The organism is Mannheimia kashgarensis, from assembly GCF_041807705.1.
Lineage (GTDB): Bacteria > Pseudomonadota > Gammaproteobacteria > Enterobacterales > Pasteurellaceae > Mannheimia.
In genome coordinates, this window is sequence record NZ_JBGTYY010000016.1 from 26826 (window position 1) to 47495 (window position 20670).

14 protein-coding genes are annotated in these 20670 nt (G+C 39.6%); 4 read left to right on the forward strand and 10 right to left on the reverse strand.

Annotation, left to right across the window (positions count from 1 at the left end; genetic code table 11):
- Positions 1-126: 126 nt before the first annotated feature.
- The 6 genes from cydC to ACERCF_RS07615 form a co-directional block, all read right to left on the reverse strand.
- Positions 127-1794, reverse strand: a complete 1668-nt coding sequence (cydC, locus tag ACERCF_RS07590; RefSeq protein ID WP_373625193.1) for a heme ABC transporter ATP-binding protein/permease CydC — start codon at positions 1792-1794, stop codon at positions 127-129.
- On the reverse strand, positions 1794-3560 hold the full coding sequence (gene cydD, locus ACERCF_RS07595) for a heme ABC transporter permease/ATP-binding protein CydD (RefSeq protein WP_373625194.1): 1767 nt from the start codon (positions 3558-3560) through the stop codon (positions 1794-1796). Before cydD ends, cydC begins: the two co-directional genes overlap by 1 nt.
- Positions 3561-3663: 103 nt before the next feature.
- Positions 3664-7740, reverse strand: coding sequence for an autotransporter assembly complex protein TamB (tamB, locus tag ACERCF_RS07600; RefSeq protein WP_373625195.1), 4077 nt, complete (start codon positions 7738-7740; stop codon positions 3664-3666).
- Positions 7741-7799: 59 nt separating this feature from the next.
- Positions 7800-9665 carry an autotransporter assembly complex protein TamA gene (gene tamA / locus ACERCF_RS07605; protein ID WP_373625196.1) on the reverse strand — a complete coding sequence of 622 codons (1866 nt, stop codon included), beginning with the start codon at positions 9663-9665 and terminating at the stop codon, positions 7800-7802.
- Between the two features lie 14 nt (positions 9666-9679).
- The gene (locus tag ACERCF_RS07610; protein ID WP_373612002.1) at positions 9680-10522 is read right to left on the reverse strand and encodes a divergent polysaccharide deacetylase family protein; all 843 of its coding nucleotides are present in this window, start codon (positions 10520-10522) and stop codon (positions 9680-9682) included.
- Positions 10523-11632: a peptidoglycan DD-metalloendopeptidase family protein gene (locus tag ACERCF_RS07615; protein ID WP_373625202.1), complete on the reverse strand. Its 1110-nt coding sequence runs from the start codon at positions 11630-11632 to the stop codon at positions 10523-10525.
- Between the two features lie 208 nt (positions 11633-11840).
- Between ACERCF_RS07615 and ACERCF_RS07620 the strand changes: the two genes are divergently transcribed.
- Positions 11841-12524, forward strand: coding sequence for a 2,3-diphosphoglycerate-dependent phosphoglycerate mutase (locus tag ACERCF_RS07620; protein ID WP_025235831.1), 684 nt, complete (start codon positions 11841-11843; stop codon positions 12522-12524).
- Between the two features lie 72 nt (positions 12525-12596).
- On the opposite strand, the gene frr is transcribed toward ACERCF_RS07620, so the two are convergent.
- Together frr and pyrH are read right to left on the reverse strand one after the other, a co-directional pair.
- Positions 12597-13154: a ribosome recycling factor gene (gene frr, locus ACERCF_RS07625; RefSeq protein ID WP_006248085.1), complete on the reverse strand. Its 558-nt coding sequence runs from the start codon at positions 13152-13154 to the stop codon at positions 12597-12599.
- A 45-nt stretch (positions 13155-13199) separates the two neighbouring features.
- Entirely contained in the window at positions 13200-13916 is a 717-nt protein-coding gene (pyrH, locus tag ACERCF_RS07630) for a UMP kinase (RefSeq protein WP_373612000.1), read from the reverse strand.
- 92 nt (positions 13917-14008) lie between these two features.
- Between pyrH and ACERCF_RS07635 the strand changes: the two genes are divergently transcribed.
- Positions 14009-15559 (forward strand): phosphoethanolamine transferase, encoded by a 1551-nt coding sequence (locus tag ACERCF_RS07635; RefSeq protein WP_373625197.1) that lies wholly within the window; start codon positions 14009-14011, stop codon positions 15557-15559.
- Positions 15560-15629: 70 nt separating this feature from the next.
- On the opposite strand, the gene tsf is transcribed toward ACERCF_RS07635, so the two are convergent.
- Positions 15630-16481, reverse strand: a complete 852-nt coding sequence (gene tsf / locus ACERCF_RS07640) for a translation elongation factor Ts (RefSeq protein WP_373625198.1) — start codon at positions 16479-16481, stop codon at positions 15630-15632.
- A 113-nt stretch (positions 16482-16594) separates the two neighbouring features.
- The gene (rpsB, locus tag ACERCF_RS07645) at positions 16595-17317 is read right to left on the reverse strand and encodes a 30S ribosomal protein S2 (RefSeq protein WP_373611997.1); all 723 of its coding nucleotides are present in this window, start codon (positions 17315-17317) and stop codon (positions 16595-16597) included.
- Between the two features lie 348 nt (positions 17318-17665).
- Between rpsB and ACERCF_RS07650 the strand changes: the two genes are divergently transcribed.
- Both ACERCF_RS07650 and ACERCF_RS07655 read left to right on the forward strand, forming a co-directional pair.
- Positions 17666-18694, forward strand: coding sequence for a Fe(3+) ABC transporter substrate-binding protein (locus tag ACERCF_RS07650; RefSeq protein ID WP_373611995.1), 1029 nt, complete (start codon positions 17666-17668; stop codon positions 18692-18694).
- A gap of 199 nt (positions 18695-18893) precedes the next feature.
- Entirely contained in the window at positions 18894-20540 is a 1647-nt protein-coding gene (locus ACERCF_RS07655; protein WP_373625199.1) for an ABC transporter permease, read from the forward strand.
- Positions 20541-20670 lie beyond the last annotated feature (130 nt).

Consider the following 20670-nt stretch of genomic DNA (forward strand, 5'->3'; position numbering starts at 1 on the left):
TAAGTTTAATAGAGTTACTATAACTCTATTAATAGCAATTACAACAATTTATTGATAGTCTCCTGTTTTATTAAGTTATAAACAACTGCATAAATCCAACTTTTCGATCCACATCACAAAAATAAGCTACCCCACCAGTCTTCCATTATCCATTCGATAAACCACATCAAATCTATCTAATCCGCTTTGTCTGTGGGTGATCATCAATAAAGTTCTGTCTGCACAGTGAGTAAGGATAAGGTTTAAGATCTGCTGTTCGGTTTCACGATCTAGCCCTTCGGTTGGTTCGTCTAGTAGCACTAATTCGGCTGAACTTAGTAGCAAACGAGCTAGCCCTAAGCGGCGTTGTTCACCGCCTGAAAGGGGTCTACCGCCTTCGCCTAGCCAAAGGTTTAATCCTTCGGTTTCCAGCAAGTAGCCTAAGCCGACTTTTTGCACCACATCAATCATTTGCTCATCTGTAGCTTCTGCGTTGCCCATTAATAAATTATCGCGCAGCGTTTGGCTAAAAATATGGACACGTTGGCTTAAAGTAACTAATTTTGAGCGTAAGGTTTGTTCGGAGAAATCATCAATTTTGTAATTATTTAGCCAAATTTGACCGCTTGTTGGGTCATAATTACGGTTTAATAATTGGAAAATGGTTGATTTACCGCTGCCTGTTTTCCCTAAAATAGCCACTTTCTGCCCTTTTAACACTTCAAAAGAGAGGTTGTTTAATACCTGTTGTTCGCCATTCAAATAAGCAAAATTAGCCTTTTCAAAACGTACAAGAGGTTGATTTTGGCTCAAATTTTGCCATTCTGCCGAGCCATTAAATTCTACGCTTGGTTTTTGTTCAGTAATTTCATTAATGCGTTCTGCCGCTGTAATCACTTGCCCTAAATGTAAAAACGCCATACCGATAGGTGCAAGAATTTCAGCCGATGCCATCACACAAAACACCACTAATGCAATTAAAGCCTCTGGATATTTTGCACTCGGTACATTTATCGCAGTAGAAACTAAATAAAGGATTACACAGGTTAAAACACCGTTTGAGAGCATCACGATACTATTTGATACTCCTGCCAGTTGGCTTTCTTTACTTTGTGCATTCAGCCATTGGCGTTCGACATGCTGTAGTTTTTCAGAGGCTTGATTGAGTTGCCCGAAAAGCAAAAACTCCGCATTTAGCTGAACCCATTCAATAAATTGGCTGCGGTAATTTGCTCTATTTTCTACCGCCTTTTTCCCAAGATTTAACCCTAATCGATAAAACACAATAGGAATAATCACTAATAATGCCAATAGACTTCCACAAATAATAAGCATTAATGGTACTGACACAAATGACAACCCAATTGCCATAAATAAGATCACCATTACTGCACTTATAAAAGGTGAGATGAGATTCAGGTAAATTGTATCAAGGATATCAACATCCGCCACCAAACGGTTTAACAATTCACTATTTCTAAAATGGCTTAAACCACTTGGGCTAAGTGGAATAAGTTTTTTGAAAACGGTCACTCGTAAGTTTGCCAAGACACGGAAAGTCGCATCGTGCGTTACCAGCTTTTCAAAATAGCGGACTGCAGTTCTAGAAGCGGCTAACCCTCTTACCCCTGATGATGGATAGAAAAAGTTGAAGATCATCGCATTCCCTGCCAAAAAGGAGGCCGCTAAAAACCAACCAGAAAGGCTTAACAAGCCAATACTGGCTGAAAGCCCTAAAATAGCAAGCACAATGCCTAATAATAAACGCCCAAAATGGGTTTGATAGAGAGAAAAAAATGGGAATAATGCTTTCATTAGATTTCTCCCTGATGAACTAATTCATTACGCAATAACTCGGCAAAAAAGCCTGTATGTTCCAATTCGCTAAAGCTACCTTGTTGGATAATCTGCCCCTGTTTCATTACCCAAATTTCATCGCATTGAGTTAAATCTTCCACACGGTGAGTAATCATCAAGGTGGTTTGCTCTCGGCTTAGATGGTGTAACGCCTCTAACACTTGCTGTTCGGAGTCGATATCTAAACTTGCCGTTGGCTCATCAAGTAGCAATAACTCATAAGGGCGTAACAAGGCTCTAGCAATCGCAATACGCTGTGCTTGCCCACCTGAAATACCGATATTACTATCTTGAACTTGATGTTCTAAGCCTAAACGAGAGACAAATTCGTCCGCTTTTGATAAACGTAAGGCTCTAGCAATTTCATCTTCAGTTGCCTCTGCATTACCCATTAAAATATTCTCTTTTAAGGTTCCACGCATTAACTGTGGGTTCTGCCCTACCCAAGCTAATTTCGCTCTCCATTCGCTTAAATTTAGTTCACGCAATTCTGTGCCGTTAATTTTGACCGATCCTTCATAAGGCAAGAAGCCGAGTAACATATTCATTAACGAGCTTTTACCTGCCCCACTTTGCCCAACTAACGCAATATGTTGATGTGCATTTAGTATAAAATTCAATGGTTGTGTAAGAGCTTTCCTTTGTTGAGAAAGAATCACACAGGCTTTTGCTTCAATCACAAGCGGTCGATTTTCTATAGATTTTTGCAAATCATTTGATTGTATTTTTACTTCTTCTTTCAGAATACGTTCAATATCATCTGCTGCACTAATCGCCGCTGCTTTATCGTGATAAAACACACCTAATTCACGCATTGGCTGATAAAATTCAGGGGCTAACATTAAGCAGAAAAAGCCGATAAACAACGTAAATCCCGTTCCATAATAACCAAAATCTAACTCACCTAGAAAAAGAAAGCCAAAATAGACTGCCATCACAGCAATAGATACAGAAGTAAAAAACTCTAACACGGCGGACGATAAAAACGCCATTTTGAGAATATCCATCGTACTGGTGCGGAAATCTTCTGTACTTTGGTAAATCTGCTCGGTCTGTTTTTCAGCTTGCCCGAATAAACGGATTGTTTCCAAGCCTTTCAATTTATCTAGGAATTGCCCGCTGATACGGGAAAGAATACCGATATTACGCTGATTTGCCTCAACCGCTTTCCAACCGGCTAAAATCATAAATAAAGGTAATAATGGAATAGTCGCAAACAGAATCACGCCTGCCAACCAGTTAATCGGAAAGACAAAACAGAGAATAACAAGCGGTATAATTAATGAGAGAAATTGCTGTGGCAAATAACGAGCGTAGAAATTGTGCAGGTTTTCCACTTGCTCCAACATTAATGTTGCCCAGCTCCCTGCCGGTTTTTGTTGAAGGCTCATCGGGCCGACCGTTTCCATTTTCGCTAAAATTTGCTTACGAAGATGTAAACGCAATGTTTGTCCTGCCTGAAAGCCCACTCGTTCACGTAGAAAAATAAACAACGCTCTTGCCACAAAACAGCCAAATAGCGTAATAATTTCTAACACAAAATGATTCGGCGATTGCTTTTCAATAATCATTTTTTGCAACATTATGGCAATCAGCCACATCTGCCCAATCATACATAAACCGCTGAAAATCCCTAACAGCACGTTTAAATACACCTGTTTTTTAATGACTTTTTGCTGACTTCTAAGCCATTTCTGCAATTCACGTTGGCGTTGTTTTTCCATAACTTTTGTAAATTTTTCTGCTTTTTTAACCGCTTGTAAATAAAGCTGCCATTCTACTATAAAGCAAAAAGGTTGTTAATGCTCTGATTAACAACCTTTTGAATTAAAACAGTTTATCAAACTGGAAGCGGTACATTAAATCAACCGCTTGGTTTACGTTGGAAACCCATTGTAAATAGAGTCTTGGGGTTAAGTTGTATCGCAATGTCAGCTCGGTAAGTGGAGCAAAAACACCCACGCCGTATTTCACACGGAAGCGAGGCGAGAGGCTGGCACTCACTTCTACTTTGGTGTTGTCGCCAATGCCTGCGGTACTGACGCTAAGATCTTTTAAGCCAAAGACACTGCCTACATCGCCTACCAATTTGCTGCTTTTTGACAAACTCATACTTAATAAAGCCGCCGCAACCGCATTGCTTGAGTCTGCATCGCCACTGCTTTCGAGCGACCGCCCTGTTAAGATGTAAGAGAGAGCTTCATTTTGCGACATTGCAGGATCGGAGAATACTTTTACATTTGGCGAATCCGCCAAGCCTGTTACCCGTACCCCTGCGGTAATGGTTGGATCTTCCATTGCATCAGGGTTTCTCACCGCTTCAATATCTAAGTACGGCTGTGATGGCGAACCTGCGAAGCTGATATTTCCTTTGCGGATCAACAAGTCTTGCCCATAAGCGGCAAAACGTCCTTCGTCTAAGCGAACTTGTCCGTAAAGCCCTAGCCCCTGTTTGCCTTGACGCACCGAGAGCAAGCCGTTTAGATTACTATTCAAGCCGTATGCTTTGAGCTTAACATCGTTGCCGATGTTAATTTTAATATCCGCATTAATCGCCATTCCGCCCGCAGTTTCGTTTGGAATAGTGCGTTGATTAAACGGCACTTTGTTTCTTGCCGAGCCGTCCATAATCACTTCATCGCTACTTACGCTAACCGCCTGTGCCGGCAATTCTTCCACTTCAATTCTTGCCCACGGCACATCAATATTACCGCTTAAAGTTAAAAGCGTTGGGGTTGCCACAACTTGAATATCAGGGCTAATTTCTACTCTTGCTAAATTAGGAACATCCACCCTAAAACGGTTAGCTTGGGCATGAACTCTGGTTCGCCACGCATTAATATTTCGCCAGTCTGCATCTCCTTCTAAGCGTAACTCACTTTCTTTTGTTTGCAGCCTACCTGTTAAAGTGGAGGTTGCACCGTGAAAGTTCATCGCTAAATTACCGCCTGTTACATCAAACGGCATTGTTACAGAGCGTGCTTTTAAGCCTGTTAAATTCAAGTTACCCTGTAGCAACGGCGAGGTTGCATTACCACTTACCGTGAGGCGAGCATTAATTCTGCCATCAACAAAATCACCTCGCTCAAGTAGTGGACTAATCAGTTTTAACGTTAATTGGTCAATATTAATATTGCCCGATAATGTTCTCGCATTATTTAAATCCCGCATCACAATATCGGTTGTCAGTGTGCCGTTATTTTCAACTCTTAAATTTGATTTAAGGGCTAAATTGTTATCCGACATTTTCAAATTGATTTTTAACGGCGAAACCGTAAGCGGGAAGGTTTTTCCACCTTCCATTTTCTGTACAAATTTAATAGAATTGGACGTGAGATCCAAATTAACCTGTGGCTGTTTATTTTTAAACCACGCTGCTTCGCCTTTGGCATTCACAATACCTGAAATTTGACTGGTATTATCAAGATAATCTTGCAACACCACTAAATTAAAATTGCGAATATCGAAAGGCACTTTCCCCTCTTGTCCTGCATTAAATGCAGTTGGGAAACAGAGATGAATTTTCGGGTTATGCCAACAGTGAGCCGACACATTGGCATTAATCGCCTTGTTGTCATATTTCACATTAACGGTTTTATCGGTTTGGAACTTGCCAAACTCGGTGGATTGAATAGCCACGTTGCTTAGCTGCCCTTCCCAAATCTGTTGCAAGCGGTCAAATTTTCCGGAAATTTGCAAATCTGATCCTGCAGGATTACCTTTTGAGGTTAATTTCAGAGTGTGATTTGCTTCATTTCCTTTTGCCAATAAAGTAGCACTTTCCACCTTAATATCATTATAGGCAAATTGACGTAGCCCTAATTCCACATCGCCTTGAATAGTTTGTTCGGTGGTAATTTTTCCCTTTGCAGTTAAATGCTGTAATTTAAACTGATCATAGCTAACATTTGAAGCCACTAAATCCAAATCCACATTTGGCTCGGCAAGTTTGCCTGATAATTTTACATTACCATTCATACTCGCGTTTAAATTCGGCACCAAGCCTTGTAAATTCGGGGCTTTGATATCAGCATAAAAGTCTGATTTTTCGCCTAAAAGCCCTTTCAGATCAATTTTGTTTTCGCCATAAATCAGCGATAAACCCGGCACATCTAAAAGTTGCTGATTGCTAGCGTTTAAATTCCCTGTTAATTGCAGATTTTTTTGATGCAATGAGCCTTTAATATCAATATTTGACACATCTGCTTTCCAATCTGAACCTGTATTACCACGCCCTGCATAACCTTGAGTAGCAAGAGAGCCTGATAATACCGCCGCCCAATCAGGCACTAATGCCTTAGTATTGATATTGTTCAGCTTAAGGTTGGAATCCCACTCAACTCCTTCCGTCCAATCAATTAAGCCTGTCAGTTGAGCATTACCGTCTAAAGTATTTAGCAGTAAATCGTGAATATTAAAATGCGTTAATTCGCCATTGCCTTTTAAATCAGCAGAACTTGGCGGGATGCCCATTCCTTTGACACTCACTTTGGCAGCCAAATTATAGGCAAGCAAATTGCCATTGAGGTGAATATCGATATTCTCTAACTGCAACACATCATCGCCTTTTTGTGGGGCGAAAGGATACTTCATTGCTTCACTCTTAAGCACCAGATCAAAAGGCATTTTTGGGGTTGCAAGCTCAATATCCCCCTCTAAAGCAGCGTTAATTGCTCCGTCTGTTTTTAAATTCAGCACAGTCTTATCATACAATTCGCCTGAAAGCGTGGCATTGATATGACTAAACGGCAGTTTCATTTTGGCGTCTTTTGCCTCAACGCCTTCTAACTGCCAATTTAATGGATAATTATCTTTAAGAGAAAGTGTACCTGTGGCAGTGAGATCGCCCTGATCGCTTTTGAAATCCAAACGTTGCAGGGTTACCAGCTCATCTTTCGCCTGTGCTTGAAGCTGTAAAGAATGTACGTTGATAAGTGAAATCGGCTCAACTAAGTTACCGTTTTCATCTTGTGCTTTTTGAGCAACCGAAACATCAGTAATATCAATCTGCTCAATGGTTAAATCTAACGGCAAAGAGAGTTGGATATTTTTATTTAAGATCGGCTGTTCTAACTGAGCTTTAATTTCTGCCCAATCCACTTTATTATACGGCTGTTGCTCCGCTTCTGCGATTGTTTTGCCTTGTAATTGGTGGAAGCCTTCTACCACTTTTTCGCCCGTTTTTTCCACTGCCTCTTGTGCATTAGCAGGGTTTCTCGTTACTGTTGCTTTTTCTGAGTCAGAATTGACCGCTTGCGTTTCTAGCTCTTCCTCGACTTTTAAAGCTAAGAGCAGATTTAACCCCTCTAGCGTGGTAGGCTTCACAATAACCTCACGCCCTTTGCCAGAAAGGGAAGTATTGAAGTGATTGAGATGAATATCCATATCATCAACCCTGACATCAATATTCTCTAATGTGATATTTTCTGCTGAAATGCCGAGCGGTAAATTTAACTCAGTAAAAGGGGTGTTATCTTCTTTTTCTTCTTGGGAAGGTGGAAGTTTTGTTGTATCAATAACAACCTTGGTATCCTTCACGTTAAAATTGTTTAGGCAAACTTCGTACTTAATCAAGCAGTTAAAATCAATGTGTAAATCTACCTTGCCGACTTGCACATTTACGCCATCAGTTACAAACTGCGTATTAGAAAGCTGTAATCCCTCTTGAATGCTGCCTTCCACGTTGCCGATTTGTAAAGGTTCAATTAATTGATCGACCCATTGAACCGTTTTACGCTGCCCAAAACCTGTACATAAAAATAGAATAACAGCCAAGAGTAGCATTAAAAAAATGCAAATACCCCATTTCAAGAATCGCCATTTTGATCTTGATTTTTTCTTTGGCACTTCTTGTTCTGCTGCCGTGTCTTGGCTATCTATTATTTCTTGTTGTTCATTCATCATTTTAAATACTTATCTAAAGTTATCATTGGTAAAATTTTAGTAAAATACAACCGCTTGTATTAAAGATCTGAACCTAATCCAACGTAAATTTGGAAACCATTTTTACCATTAGGCGATTTTACAGGCACGCCCACATCAACTTTAATTGCCCCAATCGGCGAAGCCCAGCGAACACCTAAACCTGTTCCGTGATGTAACTGTTTTGTCTCAAATTTATTCGCCGCTAAGCCCACATCATAAAACACTGCTCCCCACCAGTTTGGATAGGCTTGATATTGATATTCAAACGAGCCTGTAGCTAAATGTGAACCGCCTACACGTTTTCCATTTGATGGATCTCTTGGCGAAATATCTTTATAACCAAAACCACGCACACTCATATCGCCCCCTGCAAAAAAACGTAATGAAGGTGGAATACGTTCAAATTGATTTGCTTTCAAGTAGCCTAATTCTGCCCTTAAGTAGAATCGATGATTATCTGCATAAGTTCTCACAAACGACGTAGAAGCTTTATAGCTATAAAAATTCACATCTGAGCCAAATATTTTGTTTCCCCAATTTACGGTAAGTCTTTGGCTATCTCCCCATAATGGATAAGGCTTGCCATCAGTACGAGTACGGTTTAAGGAGGCAGTTGGGTAAACTAATAACGTTTTAAATTTATCATTCGCTTGCGTAAAGGAATCATAACGGGTTCTTAAACCAGTAGAGAATGACCAACCTGTTGTTCGAGTCCAAAAACGTTGTAGAGCGAAACTTGCTGCTGTTGATTTCGTATCCTTCTGATCTTCATTTTCAACCGTACCCGATATCTGATAGTAGTAATGAAGCGGATCTTCTTTTAGCGGAATATTGTAACCAAATTCAAATCTCTGCTCAGGGGCGGAAATATAAGTTCGAGTATCGATACTATGCCCTCTTTTATTTCGCCACGGTTTTTTCCAGTTAAATTGTAGGCGAGGTCCCACTTCCGTTTCATAACCGATACCAATTTCAACCTCATTTTTCTTTTTCGGTTGGAATAGCACATTTAAATCTACCGTCTTATCTTGTTCATTGAGATGTGGCTCAACCATTACCGATGAAAACCAGTTACTGGATAAATAATCTTGGGTTAAGTTTGAAAGATCATTGGCAAAGTAATGATCGCCCGAATTAATTTTCAGAATATTGCGTAAATATTCCTCTTTAATTTGGCTATCTACAAAATTAATTTGTCCATAGCGATAGCGAATACCACTGTCATAACCTAAACGCCAATCAGCTTTATGATCGGTTGGGTAAATTTCTAAACGGTGATAAAGCCAATGCCCGTCAAAATAACCTTTGCTGAATGCATTGCTTTCAATATCGCCTTTAAAGTTTTCATAGGTTTTATGATTTAAACGAGTGCCTTGCTTTGGGGCTTTTTTGATAAGAGCCGTGAAATCTTCATCATTTTTTGCCTCACCTTGTAGCACAATATCGGTTTCATCAATTTTGACGGTTTCTTTGTCCAGTTTTACATTTAGCACCAATAAAGGCTTCTTATCGCTTCTAGGCAGTTGCACAAATTGATATTGGCTGTTGTAATAACCCAATGCACGCAGGGCTTTATCCACCGTTGTTTGCACCAAATATTGGTAGCGTTCTGAACCGTCTGCATATTCATTGGCAATTTGAGCTAAATACAAATTGACATTTTTCTTTGCTTCTTTGTCGTGAATACCTTTGACTTCTAAATCAACTAAGGCTTCAACTTTTTCCTCATCAGAATCATCTGTGAGTTTATCTTCTAATTCGCCGATTCTTTCTTGATCAACATCGGTAATTCTATCTTGTTGATTTTTCTGATCTTGCTCATTAGCCTGTGGTTGATTAGCCTGAGCCTTTGAGGCAAAAGCCATTAAACAGCAGAATGTTAAAAAATGCAGTTTTGTATTCATTGATAACCTTTTATTTATTTTGGAATACCGCGTAGTAGCGGCACACTTTCATAAGGTGGCACAGAAGTTAATGCAGGTTCTTGTTCAAATATCATAATGAACGGTTTTTCCGGCACAACTTTTTCATTTCGCCATAATTCTCCAACCCCGATTAATTCAATATCTTTGGGTAGTTGAGCTAAATGTTGTTTCAGTACGCTAATCGTATTCTTGCGAGGGTGTCCGATTACAACGGCTACGCCATTTTTGCGAGCATACTGAATAGCGTGCGAAAATTGTTTTTGTACATCAGAAAGTAGATCGCTGTCGTCTAAAAAAATATCTCTTTCTAAGGCATTTACCCCAAATTGGCGGGCAGTCTTAGCTGCTACACTGCTACCAATGGTTTTGCTATCTAGGAAGAACAAGGAATGTTCTTTCAATACCTTCATTAAAGGTTGCATTGTGGCTAGATCAGAGGTTGCACCGCTACCCATATGATTATTTAAACCAATCGCATAAGGTACTTGACTACGAGAATGCTCAATAAGTTTCCGAATTTTTTCTTCACTATCGCCAATTTTAAGGCTATTTTTCTCAATCAGTTGTTTAGATTTTGGCTGCATTGGCAAGTGAATTAAAATATCACGCTTTTGAGCATAAGCCTCCTTCGCCCTTTCTGTCGCATAAGGGGCATCAGGAATAATCGCCACGCTCACTTCTTTAGGCAACGATAAAATTTCCCGATCTTCTTTTACACGATAGCCCACATCATCAATCACAATAGCAATTTTAGCGGCTTGAGCAAGCGGTAGAAAAAGCACAAAAATTTGCAAAAAAATCGTAAAATTTAACCGCTTGTAAATCTGATTTCCCATTTACTTCACCAAATTCAACGGATTAACAGGCTTGCCTTTACGAGTAACGCCAAAATAGAGAGCCGGACGGCTTTGCCCGCCTGTATTACCAACCCTTGCAATAATTTGACCGCCTGTTACCCGACTACCTTTACTGACTGAAATGGATTGATTATAACCATAAAGTGAAATATCGCCGTTACCGTGATCGATTGCCACCATATTGCCATAGCCCGCAAGCCATTGTGCCATAATCACACGACCACTTGCAATTGCTTTTACAGACGTGCCTGCCGCTGCCCCAATTACTACACCGTGCCAGTTATTACCAAATTTAGTGATTATATTACCTGAAACAGGCATTGCGTATCTACCCACTTTAATCGGCTTATTATTCACTTTATCTGAATTTTTAGAGGATTTTGCTGCTTGTTGCTCACGTTTTTCTACTTGTTGAGCTTCTTTTTGGGCTTTTTCTAATTGCTGTCTTAACGCAATTTCATTATTACGTAAATTTTCTAAACGACTTTCATCTTTTTCCAGCGTTTTATTAAGAGATCGCAAGGTATTTTCGCGCTGGCTTTGCACTTTCTTTAAATCTCTTTCTTGCTTTTTTTGCTCATTAAGTTGAGATTGATGCTCTTTCTGTTGCCCTTTCAATTCATCACGTCTGGCTTTTAAATCAGCTTGAGTTTTTCGAATATCCGCAATGGCATCAATACGAATATTATTCATATGCTCATAATAAGCGCTCATTCTTTCTGCATTTTTTGCATCTTCTGACATTAACCGTTCTAAAATAGACGGGTTAACCCCTGAGCGATAAGCTGAATCTAATTGCTCTTTTAATTTCTCTTTTTGATCTTTTTCTAATTTTTCTAAGCGAACAATTTCTGCCTCAGTATTTTTTATAGTTTGACGTACTTCGCTCAATGACATCTGTGTTTTTTGTAGTTTATCTAATACCTTCCCCATTTCAACTTCTTGCGTTTTGAGTGTGGATTGCAGCTCATTACGTTTTTGTTTCTGCTCATTAATTTTTGAAGTTTGCTGCTGAATTTTTTGCTGAATCTGATTGAGATTATTCGCAAAAGAAAGTGGCACGGCAGTACCAATCACTCCGCCTAAAATAACAGCCCAAGCGTAAGAATTTATTCGTTTCACAAATATACCTTTTTAATCCAAAACATCACTAAGGTTATATTCTAATCGGTTATTTGTTTAAGATCAGCTTTTTAATGAAAGAATTTAACTATCTATTTCAAAATGGAGCGAATTTTGCTATAACTATAAATAGTACAGTTTTAAATCCATTAATTTTCAAGACTAAGGAGTCATTATGAAATTAGTATTTATCCGCCACGGTTTCAGTGAATGGAATGCTAAAAACTTATTTACAGGCTGGCGTGATGTGAATTTAACAGAACGTGGTATTGAAGAAGCAAAATCTGCGGGTCAAAAATTAAAAGATGCGGGTTTTGAGTTTGATATTGCGTTTACTTCTGTTTTAACCCGTGCAATCAAAACTTGTAACATCGTGTTAGAAGAATCTAACCAATTATGGGTTCCACAAATCAAAAACTGGCGTTTAAACGAGCGTCATTACGGTGCGTTACAAGGTTTAGACAAAAAAGAAACCGCTGAAAAATATGGTGATGAGCAAGTTCACATCTGGCGTCGTTCTTATGATATTTCTCCTCCGGATTTAGACCCACAAGATCCAAACTCAGCACATAACGATCGCCGGTATGCTAACTTACCGAAAGATTTAATTCCAAACGCAGAAAACTTAAAAATCACCCTTGAGCGTGTATTACCCTTCTGGGAAGATCAAATCGCACCTGCATTAATTTCAGGTAAAACCGTATTAGTTACTGCACACGGTAACTCATTACGTGCTTTAGCAAAACATATCGAAGGAATTTCTGATGCTGACATTATGGATTTAGAGATCCCAACCGGTCAGCCATTAGTATATGAATTAGATGACAACTTAAAAGTAATCAGCAAACGTTACTTATAATTTGTAAAGTTTTGATAGAAAATGACCGCTTGTATCACTACAAGCGGTCATTTTTGTTACCTATTTTGCAAATTAGAAATCTAATAACTCTTTCTCTTTTGCTGCTAATACTTCATCTACTTTCTTGATGAATGTATCCGTGATTTTTTGGATATCTTCTTCAGCTTTGTGTTGTTCGTTTTCGCTGATCTCTTTATCTTTTAATAACGCTTTGATTTGATCGTTTGCATCACGGCGTACATTACGAATTGCCACTTTACCTTGCTCGCCTTCTGCTTTTACGATTTTAATTAAATCACGGCGACGTTCTTCCGTTAATGGTGGAAGTGGAACACGAATTGTTGTACCCGCAGATGATGGGTTTAAGCCTAAATCTGACGTTAAAATCGCTTTTTCTACCGCAGAAATGAGCGATTTATCGAATACGTTTACAGCCAATGTACGAGCATCTTCTGCCACTACGTTCGCTACTTGGCGTAAAGGTGTTGCAGAACCATAATATTCTACTTGAATACCATCTAATAAAGAGGGTTGAGCACGACCTGTACGGATTTTTGCGATGTGACCTTTTAAAGCCTCAAGGCTTTTTTCCATACGATCTTGTGTATCTTTTTTGATTTCGTTAATCATTGATTTTTTATCCTTTTACTTAAAACAGAGTTAAAAATAGAGAAATTATTCAGAAATAGTTGTACCTTCTTCTGTGCCAAACACTACTTTACGCAACGCACCCGGTTTACCCATATTAAATACACGGATTGGCATTCCGTGATCACGAGCAAGAGTGAATGCAGCTAAGTCCATTACTTGTAATTCTTGATCAATCACTTCAGCATAGGTTAATTGATTGAAAAGTTTTGCGTTTTCAAATTTTGCAGGGTCTTTGTCATAAACGCCATCTACTTTTGTTGCTTTTAATACGACATCTGCTTCAATTTCAATACCACGCAAACAAGCGGCTGAATCAGTGGTAAAGAATGGGCTACCAGTTCCTGCTGAGAAGATCACTACACGTTTTTCACGCAACATTTTAATCGCTTCAGACCAGTTGTAAGTATCACAAATCCCGTTTAATTGGAATGCTGACATTAATTTTGCATTCACTTCAGCACGGTGTAGAGCATCACGCATTGCTAAACCGTTCATCACGGTTGCAAGCATCCCCATATGGTCGCCCACTACACGGTTCATACCTGCTTTTGCTAACTTCGCTCCACGGAACAAGTTACCACCACCAAGTACAACACCAACTTCAATACCTTCTTCAAGTAGCTCTTTAATTTCTAATGCCATACGATCTAAAATAGACGGATCGATACCAAAGCCTTCGTTGCCTTGTAAGGCTTCGCCACTTAATTTGAGTAGAATTCGCTTGTAAATAGGTTTGCTCATTTTATTTGCCTCTTAACTGTATGGACTAAACACAAAATTACGTTATTATAGAACAATCCACTTCATCGATAAACCGAAAAATTTTAACAACAATGAGAAAAAAACAAATTTTTGGCATTATTATTGCCCTTTTACTTGCTACTCTTGCAAGTTACTTAATGCTTATTGGCTCAGGCTTTTTTCCAGCACCTACAATCCTCGAAATTCTGTTCGGGGTATTTCTAATCATTATCTTAGCCAGCTCCAAATGGACTTATTATGCTTTACTATTGCCAATTAGCATTGCTTATGCTTTTTACACACCTATTGGGCTTAATTTTGGCAAGCCGACCTATGAATATATTGCTTCTGTATTCGCAACTGATATGATGGAGAGCAAAGAATTTCTGGCACAGCTTTCCATCTTACATATTTTAGCAGGCATAGCGATTGTACTAGCGGTCATTTTTTTCAAAAAAATTACCAATGCTTATCAGATCCATTTTTTAAGAAATAAAACTTTCGTCATAGTTGCTTCTCTTTTAATGTTAGTTCAACTTGCTCCATTTAAATTTTTCCAAGAGTTTGTCCGTTCAGGCACCAAAGTTGCAAAAGAGTTGGAGCAATTAAATAATTTAAATTTAGAATCTCAATGGGGAGAATCAACACTTAGCGAAAACGCAAAATATGATGATTATGTGCTGATTATGGGTGAGAGTGCGAGGAAAGATTACCATCACGCCTATGGCTACCCTATTCCTAACACGCCTTTTATGAGCTCGGCAAATGGCACATTAGTTGATGGTTTAACCTCTGGCGGAACAAATACCATTGCCTCACTACGTTTAATGCTAACCAAGCCTGATACGGAAAAATGGGAAGCAAATTATGGGCTGACTTTAGTTGATTTAATTAAATCAGCAGGTATTAAGACTTATTGGATTTCCAATCAAGGCTACTTAGGCAATTATGACACACCTATTTCTTCTATCGGCAATAAAAGCGATGTAAAAATTTTTACTAAATCAGGCAGTTCTTTAAATACCAATGTCAGCGATTTTGAACTGCTCCCCCATTTTGCGGAAGTGATTGAAGAACCAATACAAGGTAAGCGTTTTATTTTCTTGCATTTATACGGCTCGCACCCTATTACTTGTGATCGCTTAACTGATTACCCAAAAATGTTTGATGATGGAAAATTACCAAAACGTTATTTCAATGTGAATTGTTATATTTCTTCCATTAAGAAAACCGATGAATTGCTAAAACGAGTTTATGATCTGCTAGTAAAAAATAATGAGAAAAACCAACGTTCTTTTTCAATGATTTATTTGTCTGATCACGGTTTATCTCACGGAGTTTCTAAGGATAATATCGTCATTCAAAACGGTAAAGACAGAAGCAAATTACACTATGATATTCCGCTCTTTAAAACTTCAAGTGATGATACCAAACGGAATGTATATAAAACCTTTAAATCAGGGCTGAATTTTACCAATGGCATTGCGAATTGGATTGGCATTGAAAATCCGTTACTAGATAAAGAGCTTGATCTTTTTAATAATAAAAGCGATAAAAGCGATTATGGGTTGAAGAAAATAATTGAAGCTGATGGTAGTATTGATGATCCAGCAATCCCAATTCCCAAAAGTCATTTGAAATAAAGCAGGGACAATCATTTTACAGTAAAAAAGCAGGCTATTGCCTGCTTTTATATACATTTAGTAACGAAGATTAAGCATTACCGCCTGTGATTTTAGCTACTTCTGCAGCGAAATCTTCTTCTACTTTCTCGATACCTTCACCCACTTCTAAACGAATGAAGTTAGATACTGAAGCACCTACTGATTTTAAGAATTGACCAACAGAAACAGATGGATCCATTACAAATGGCTGACCGGTTAATGAAACTTCACCTGTGAATTTAGCCATACGACCTTCAACCATTTTCTCTGCGATTTCTTTTGGTTTGCCAGAGTTCATTGCGATCTCAATTTGGATTTCACGCTCTTTAGCAACTACGTCAGCAGAAACATCTTCTGGCTTTACAAATTCAGGTTTGCTTGCTGCAACGTGCATTGCCACTTTCTTAAGTTCGTCTTCAGAGCCTGTACCAGCTACTAATACACCAATTTTCGCACCGTGTAAGTATTGAGCAATTACTTCGCCTTCTAAGTATTGAACACGACGAATATTCATATTCTCGCCGATTTTTGCAACTAATGCTGCACGTTTTTCTTCAAATTGTGCTTGTAATGCTTCGATAGTTGTACCTTTATTTGCTGCTGCGAAATCTGCAACTTCGCTTGCTAACTCTAAGAAGCCAGCATCTTTTGCTACGAAGTCTGTTTCACAGTTCATTTCAACTAATACACCGAAACCTGAAGCTACGCGAGCAAGGATCACGCCTTCAGCTGCAACACGACCCGCTTTTTTAGCCGCTTTTGCTTGACCAGATTTACGCATATTGTCGATCGCTAATTCAATATCACCGTTCGCTTCTACTAATGCTTTTTTACATTCCATCATACCAGCGCCGGTACGTTCACGAAGTTCTTTAACTAATGATGCTGTAATTTCAGCCATTTTACTATTCCTCTAAGATGATTTTTAATACGATAAAAGCAGAGGTTTTCACCCCTGCTCTCAAATGATAATCAAATGATTAAGGGCTATGCCTTATCGTTTGCCAAGTACGATTATTCTGCTGCAACTTCTTCAGCTTCAACTTCTTTTGCTTCAACGCCACGACCTTCTTTGATTGCAACTACTGCTGAATCTAAGTAAAGTTGGATTGCACGAGTTGCGTCATCGTTACCTGGAATGATGTAATTAACGCCATCTGGAGTTGAGTTAGTATCAACAATCGCAAATACTGGAATACCTAAGTTGTTTGCTTCTTTGATTGCGATATGTTCGTGATCAGCACCGATAACAAAAATTGCATCTGGTAAACCGTTCATATCTTTAATACCGCCTAAGCTTAACTCTAATTTCTCTAACTCACGAGTACGCATTAACGCTTCTTTTTTAGTGATTTTGTCAAAAGTACCGTCTTGAGTTTGAGTTTCTAAATCTTTTAAACGTTTGATTGATTGACGAACTGTTTTCCAGTTAGTCAGCATACCACCTAACCAACGGTGATTAACGTAGAATTGTTGGCTCTCTACTGCTGCCGCTTTAACTGCATCTGACGCTGCACGTTTTGTACCAACGAATAATACTTTACCGTTATTGCTTGCAATGCGAGTTAATTCTGCTAATGCTTCATTGAATAATGGTAATGTTTTTTCTAAGTTGATAACGTGAACACCGTTACGAGCACCGAAAATGAATGGTTTCATTTTTGGGTTCCAGTAACGAGTTTGGTGACCGTAGTGAACGCCTGCGTTAAGCATATCGCGCATAGAAACTTGTGCCATAAGAATTTTCCTTCAAAGTTGTTTGTTTTGCCACTTATGAACGGCAAAACGGGGTTTAGCCTCCACATATCCTAGAAAATCGATCTTTAAAAGACACCCCAATTTCTAGCTTATGATATGTGTGTGTTTTAGTGTTAAAAAATAAATGTGAAAGTTTTCTATCTTTAAGAGACAAAAAACGGCGTGTATTATCCCAAAAAATAAACAAATTGCCAATCACTTTCTTCTTTATTTTGTAATTAATGCCACTCAACAAACAAAAACCGTTCTCATTATTGACGAAAGAAATAAGAGCATTTAGAATTACTAATATTGCTATGCAAATTCAATCAAAAAAGGAGACTATCAATGAAAAAAACACTTTCTGCACTTGCTATTGCTGTGGCAACCTTTGCTTCAACCTCAGCTTTTGCTGCCAACGAAGTGAATGTTTATTCTTACCGCCAACCTTACTTAATTGAGCCAATGCTGAAAAACTTTGAAAAAGATACCGGCATTAAAGTAAATATCATTTTTGCTGATAAAGGTTTGGTTGATCGTGTAAAACAAGAAGGCGAGTTAAGCCCTGCTGATGTGCTTTTAACAGTAGATATCGCTCGTGTAATGGAAATTGTGAATGCAGGTCTTGCACAAAAAATTGACTCTGAAGTATTAGAGAAAAATATTCCTGAACAATTCCGTGATTCTAACGATCAATGGTTCGGCTTAACCACACGAGCTCGTGTCATTTACACCTCAAAAGATCGTGTAGGCAGATTACCTGCTGGTTTCGATTACTTAGATTTAGCAAAACCTGAATATAAAGGCAAAGTTTGCGTTCGTTCAGGCAAAAACTCTTATAATGTTTCATTATTTGCAGCGATGATCGAACACTATGGTGTAGAAAAAACCAAAGAATTCTTGGAAGGTTTAAAAGCGAACTTAGCTCGTAAACCACAAGGAGGCGACCGTGATCAAGTCAAAGCAATCAAAGAAGGCATCTGTGATTATGCTATCGGTAACAGCTACTACTACGGCAAAATGTTAGATGATGAAAAACAAAAAGAGTGGGCTGAATCAGCATACCTCAACTTCCCTACAGGTAAACACGGTACGCATAAAAACATTAGTGGTGTAGTAATTGCAAAACACTCGCCGAACAAAGCAAATGCCGTGAAATTAATTGAATACCTCAGTGGTGAAAAAGCACAAGGCTTATATGCTGAGCTAAACCACGAATATCCGGTGAAAGAAGGCATTGAACCGTCTGCAATCGTAAAAGGTTGGGGTACATTCACAACTGATACTATCAAACTAGAAGATATCGCGAAAAAATACGAAGCTGCGTTAAAACTGGTTGATGAAGTGAAATTTGACGATTTTGCTGAGAAAAAATAATTGAAATACAAGCGGTCTCATTTTGGTAAAATTTTACAAAAATGAGACCGCTTGCAAGAGGACGCATTGATGCGTCCTTTTTGTGTTTTTGAAAAATATGAATCTCACTTCGGTGAGGGCTTCTGCCAAATCTCCCCTCTTTGCTAAAGAGAAGAAAGGGAGATTTGGCAGAAGTCAAAACGGAATAATTATTAAGAAAATGAATCATAAATTTGGCTGGACAGCCCTTGCCTTATTGATTACCTCAATTATCCTCCTCCCTCTCCTTGCCATTGGCTATCACGCCTTCGGTGGTGAAGCGGAGAATTTGGCACATCTATGGAACACGATGCTGCCAGTCTATATCAAAAACTCCACTCTGCTGGTTGTCGGCACAGTGTTACTTTCACTCGTTTTCGCCCTGCCAACCGCTTGGATTGTAGCGAACTACCGCTTTTGGGGGCAAAAAACCTTACAGTGGCTGCTCTGCCTGCCTTTGGCAATGCCTGCTTATCTGATTGCTTATCTCTATACCGATTTACTCGATTATTCGGGCAGTTTCCAAGAAATGCTGCGAGGCATTTTCGGCTGGCAAACCCCACAAGATTACTGGTTTCCGCAAATTCGTACGCTTTATGGTGCGTGTTTTGTGCTGGCGTTGGTGCTTTACCCTTACATCTTCCTGCTGGTGCGGGTTGCCTTGCTGGAACAGTCTGAAAACCTCACCCACAGTGCCAAAATGCTCGGAGCAACGCCAAGCCAAATTTTCCGCCGTATTACTTTCCCGCTGATTCGCCCGTCTATTGCGGTCGGCATTGCGTTGGTGGCAATGGAAACGCTGGGGGATTTCGGCACAGTGGCGTATTTTGCGGTGCCAACCCTCACTACTGCGATTTATGATTCGTGGCTTGGCTATCACGATCTCGGCACCGCCAGCCAGATTGCGATTTTTATGTTGCTGATGATCTTCCTCTTTTTAAGCTTGGAACAGTATAGCCGTCGCAAACAGCAGAGCTATCAACGGGGCTATGAGAAGAAATCAGGCTTTAAAACGCTCAGCGGCTGGAAATTAGGCGTGGCTCTGACGTGGTGTTGGGGCTTGTTGGCAATGGCGTTTTTCATTCCGGTCGGGCGGCTGCTCTACTGGGCGTATGACTATTTTGAACAGTCGTGGAATTTAGACTTTGTACAATTTGCAACCAATAGTCTGAAAGTGTCGATTATCGCCTCGATTGTTACCGTGATTTTTGCCCTGATTTTGCATTTTGCCCAACGCCTTTCCATTGGTAAATTTTCGGCAAAAACGACCCGCTTGTCGTTACAGCTTTCCTCATTGGGTTACGCAATTCCCGGCACGGTGTTAGCCATCGGCTTGCTTTCACCGCTGACTTTTGCCGATCACAAACTGCACGCAATCTTAAAAAGCCTCGAACTTTCGCCTGTTGGCTTGATCTTCTCAGGCTCACTCTTTGCCCTTGTGCTGGCATACACTGTCCGTTTCTTGGCGATGGCGATTGGCAGCCTCGACACCTCATTGAATAAAATCTCGCCGTCATTAGATATGGCCAGCCAAACGATGGGTAAAAATGGGCTGACGATGTTTAGAAAAGTGCATATCCCTCTGATTTACAAAGGGATTTTAACTGCGGGCTTGATGGTCTTTATCGAAAGTATGAAAGAGCTGAACGCCTCGCTCTTACTTCGCCCATTCAACTTCGATACGCTGGCAACTTATGTCTTCACTTTCACCTCTGACGAACAGTTGGAACGGGCGGCACTGCCTGCGATTGTGTTAGTGCTGGTGGGCTTACTGCCGGTCATCTGGCTGACACACTCGCTGATTTCGCAGTCTGAGAAAGAGAGATAATAAAAATGTAGCAACTGTATCTCCCCAACATTTTTGGCGAGATACAAATTCGTTAATTAAACCGCGTGAGCATTCCACTGTGAGCCATCACGGACGATGGCATTAATCACGGTTAAAAGCTTACGCATAC

Coding starts and splice junctions, on each gene's coding strand:
- ACERCF_RS07620 (WP_025235831.1), top strand. CDS start 11,841: ATGAAATTAGTATTTATCCGCCACGGTTTCAGTGAATGGAATGCTAAA.
- tamB (WP_373625195.1), bottom strand. CDS start 7,740: ATGATGAATGAACAACAAGAAATAATAGATAGCCAAGACACGGCAGCA.
- pyrH (WP_373612000.1), bottom strand. CDS start 13,916: ATGAGCAAACCTATTTACAAGCGAATTCTACTCAAATTAAGTGGCGAA.
- ACERCF_RS07610 (WP_373612002.1), bottom strand. CDS start 10,522: ATGGGAAATCAGATTTACAAGCGGTTAAATTTTACGATTTTTTTGCAA.
- rpsB (WP_373611997.1), bottom strand. CDS start 17,317: ATGGCACAAGTTTCTATGCGCGATATGCTTAACGCAGGCGTTCACTAC.
- tsf (WP_373625198.1), bottom strand. CDS start 16,481: ATGGCTGAAATTACAGCATCATTAGTTAAAGAACTTCGTGAACGTACC.
- frr (WP_006248085.1), bottom strand. CDS start 13,154: ATGATTAACGAAATCAAAAAAGATACACAAGATCGTATGGAAAAAAGC.
- ACERCF_RS07635 (WP_373625197.1), top strand. CDS start 14,009: ATGAGAAAAAAACAAATTTTTGGCATTATTATTGCCCTTTTACTTGCT.
- ACERCF_RS07655 (WP_373625199.1), top strand. CDS start 18,894: ATGAATCATAAATTTGGCTGGACAGCCCTTGCCTTATTGATTACCTCA.
- tamA (WP_373625196.1), bottom strand. CDS start 9,665: ATGAATACAAAACTGCATTTTTTAACATTCTGCTGTTTAATGGCTTTT.
- ACERCF_RS07650 (WP_373611995.1), top strand. CDS start 17,666: ATGAAAAAAACACTTTCTGCACTTGCTATTGCTGTGGCAACCTTTGCT.
- cydD (WP_373625194.1), bottom strand. CDS start 3,560: ATGGAAAAACAACGCCAACGTGAATTGCAGAAATGGCTTAGAAGTCAG.
- cydC (WP_373625193.1), bottom strand. CDS start 1,794: ATGAAAGCATTATTCCCATTTTTTTCTCTCTATCAAACCCATTTTGGG.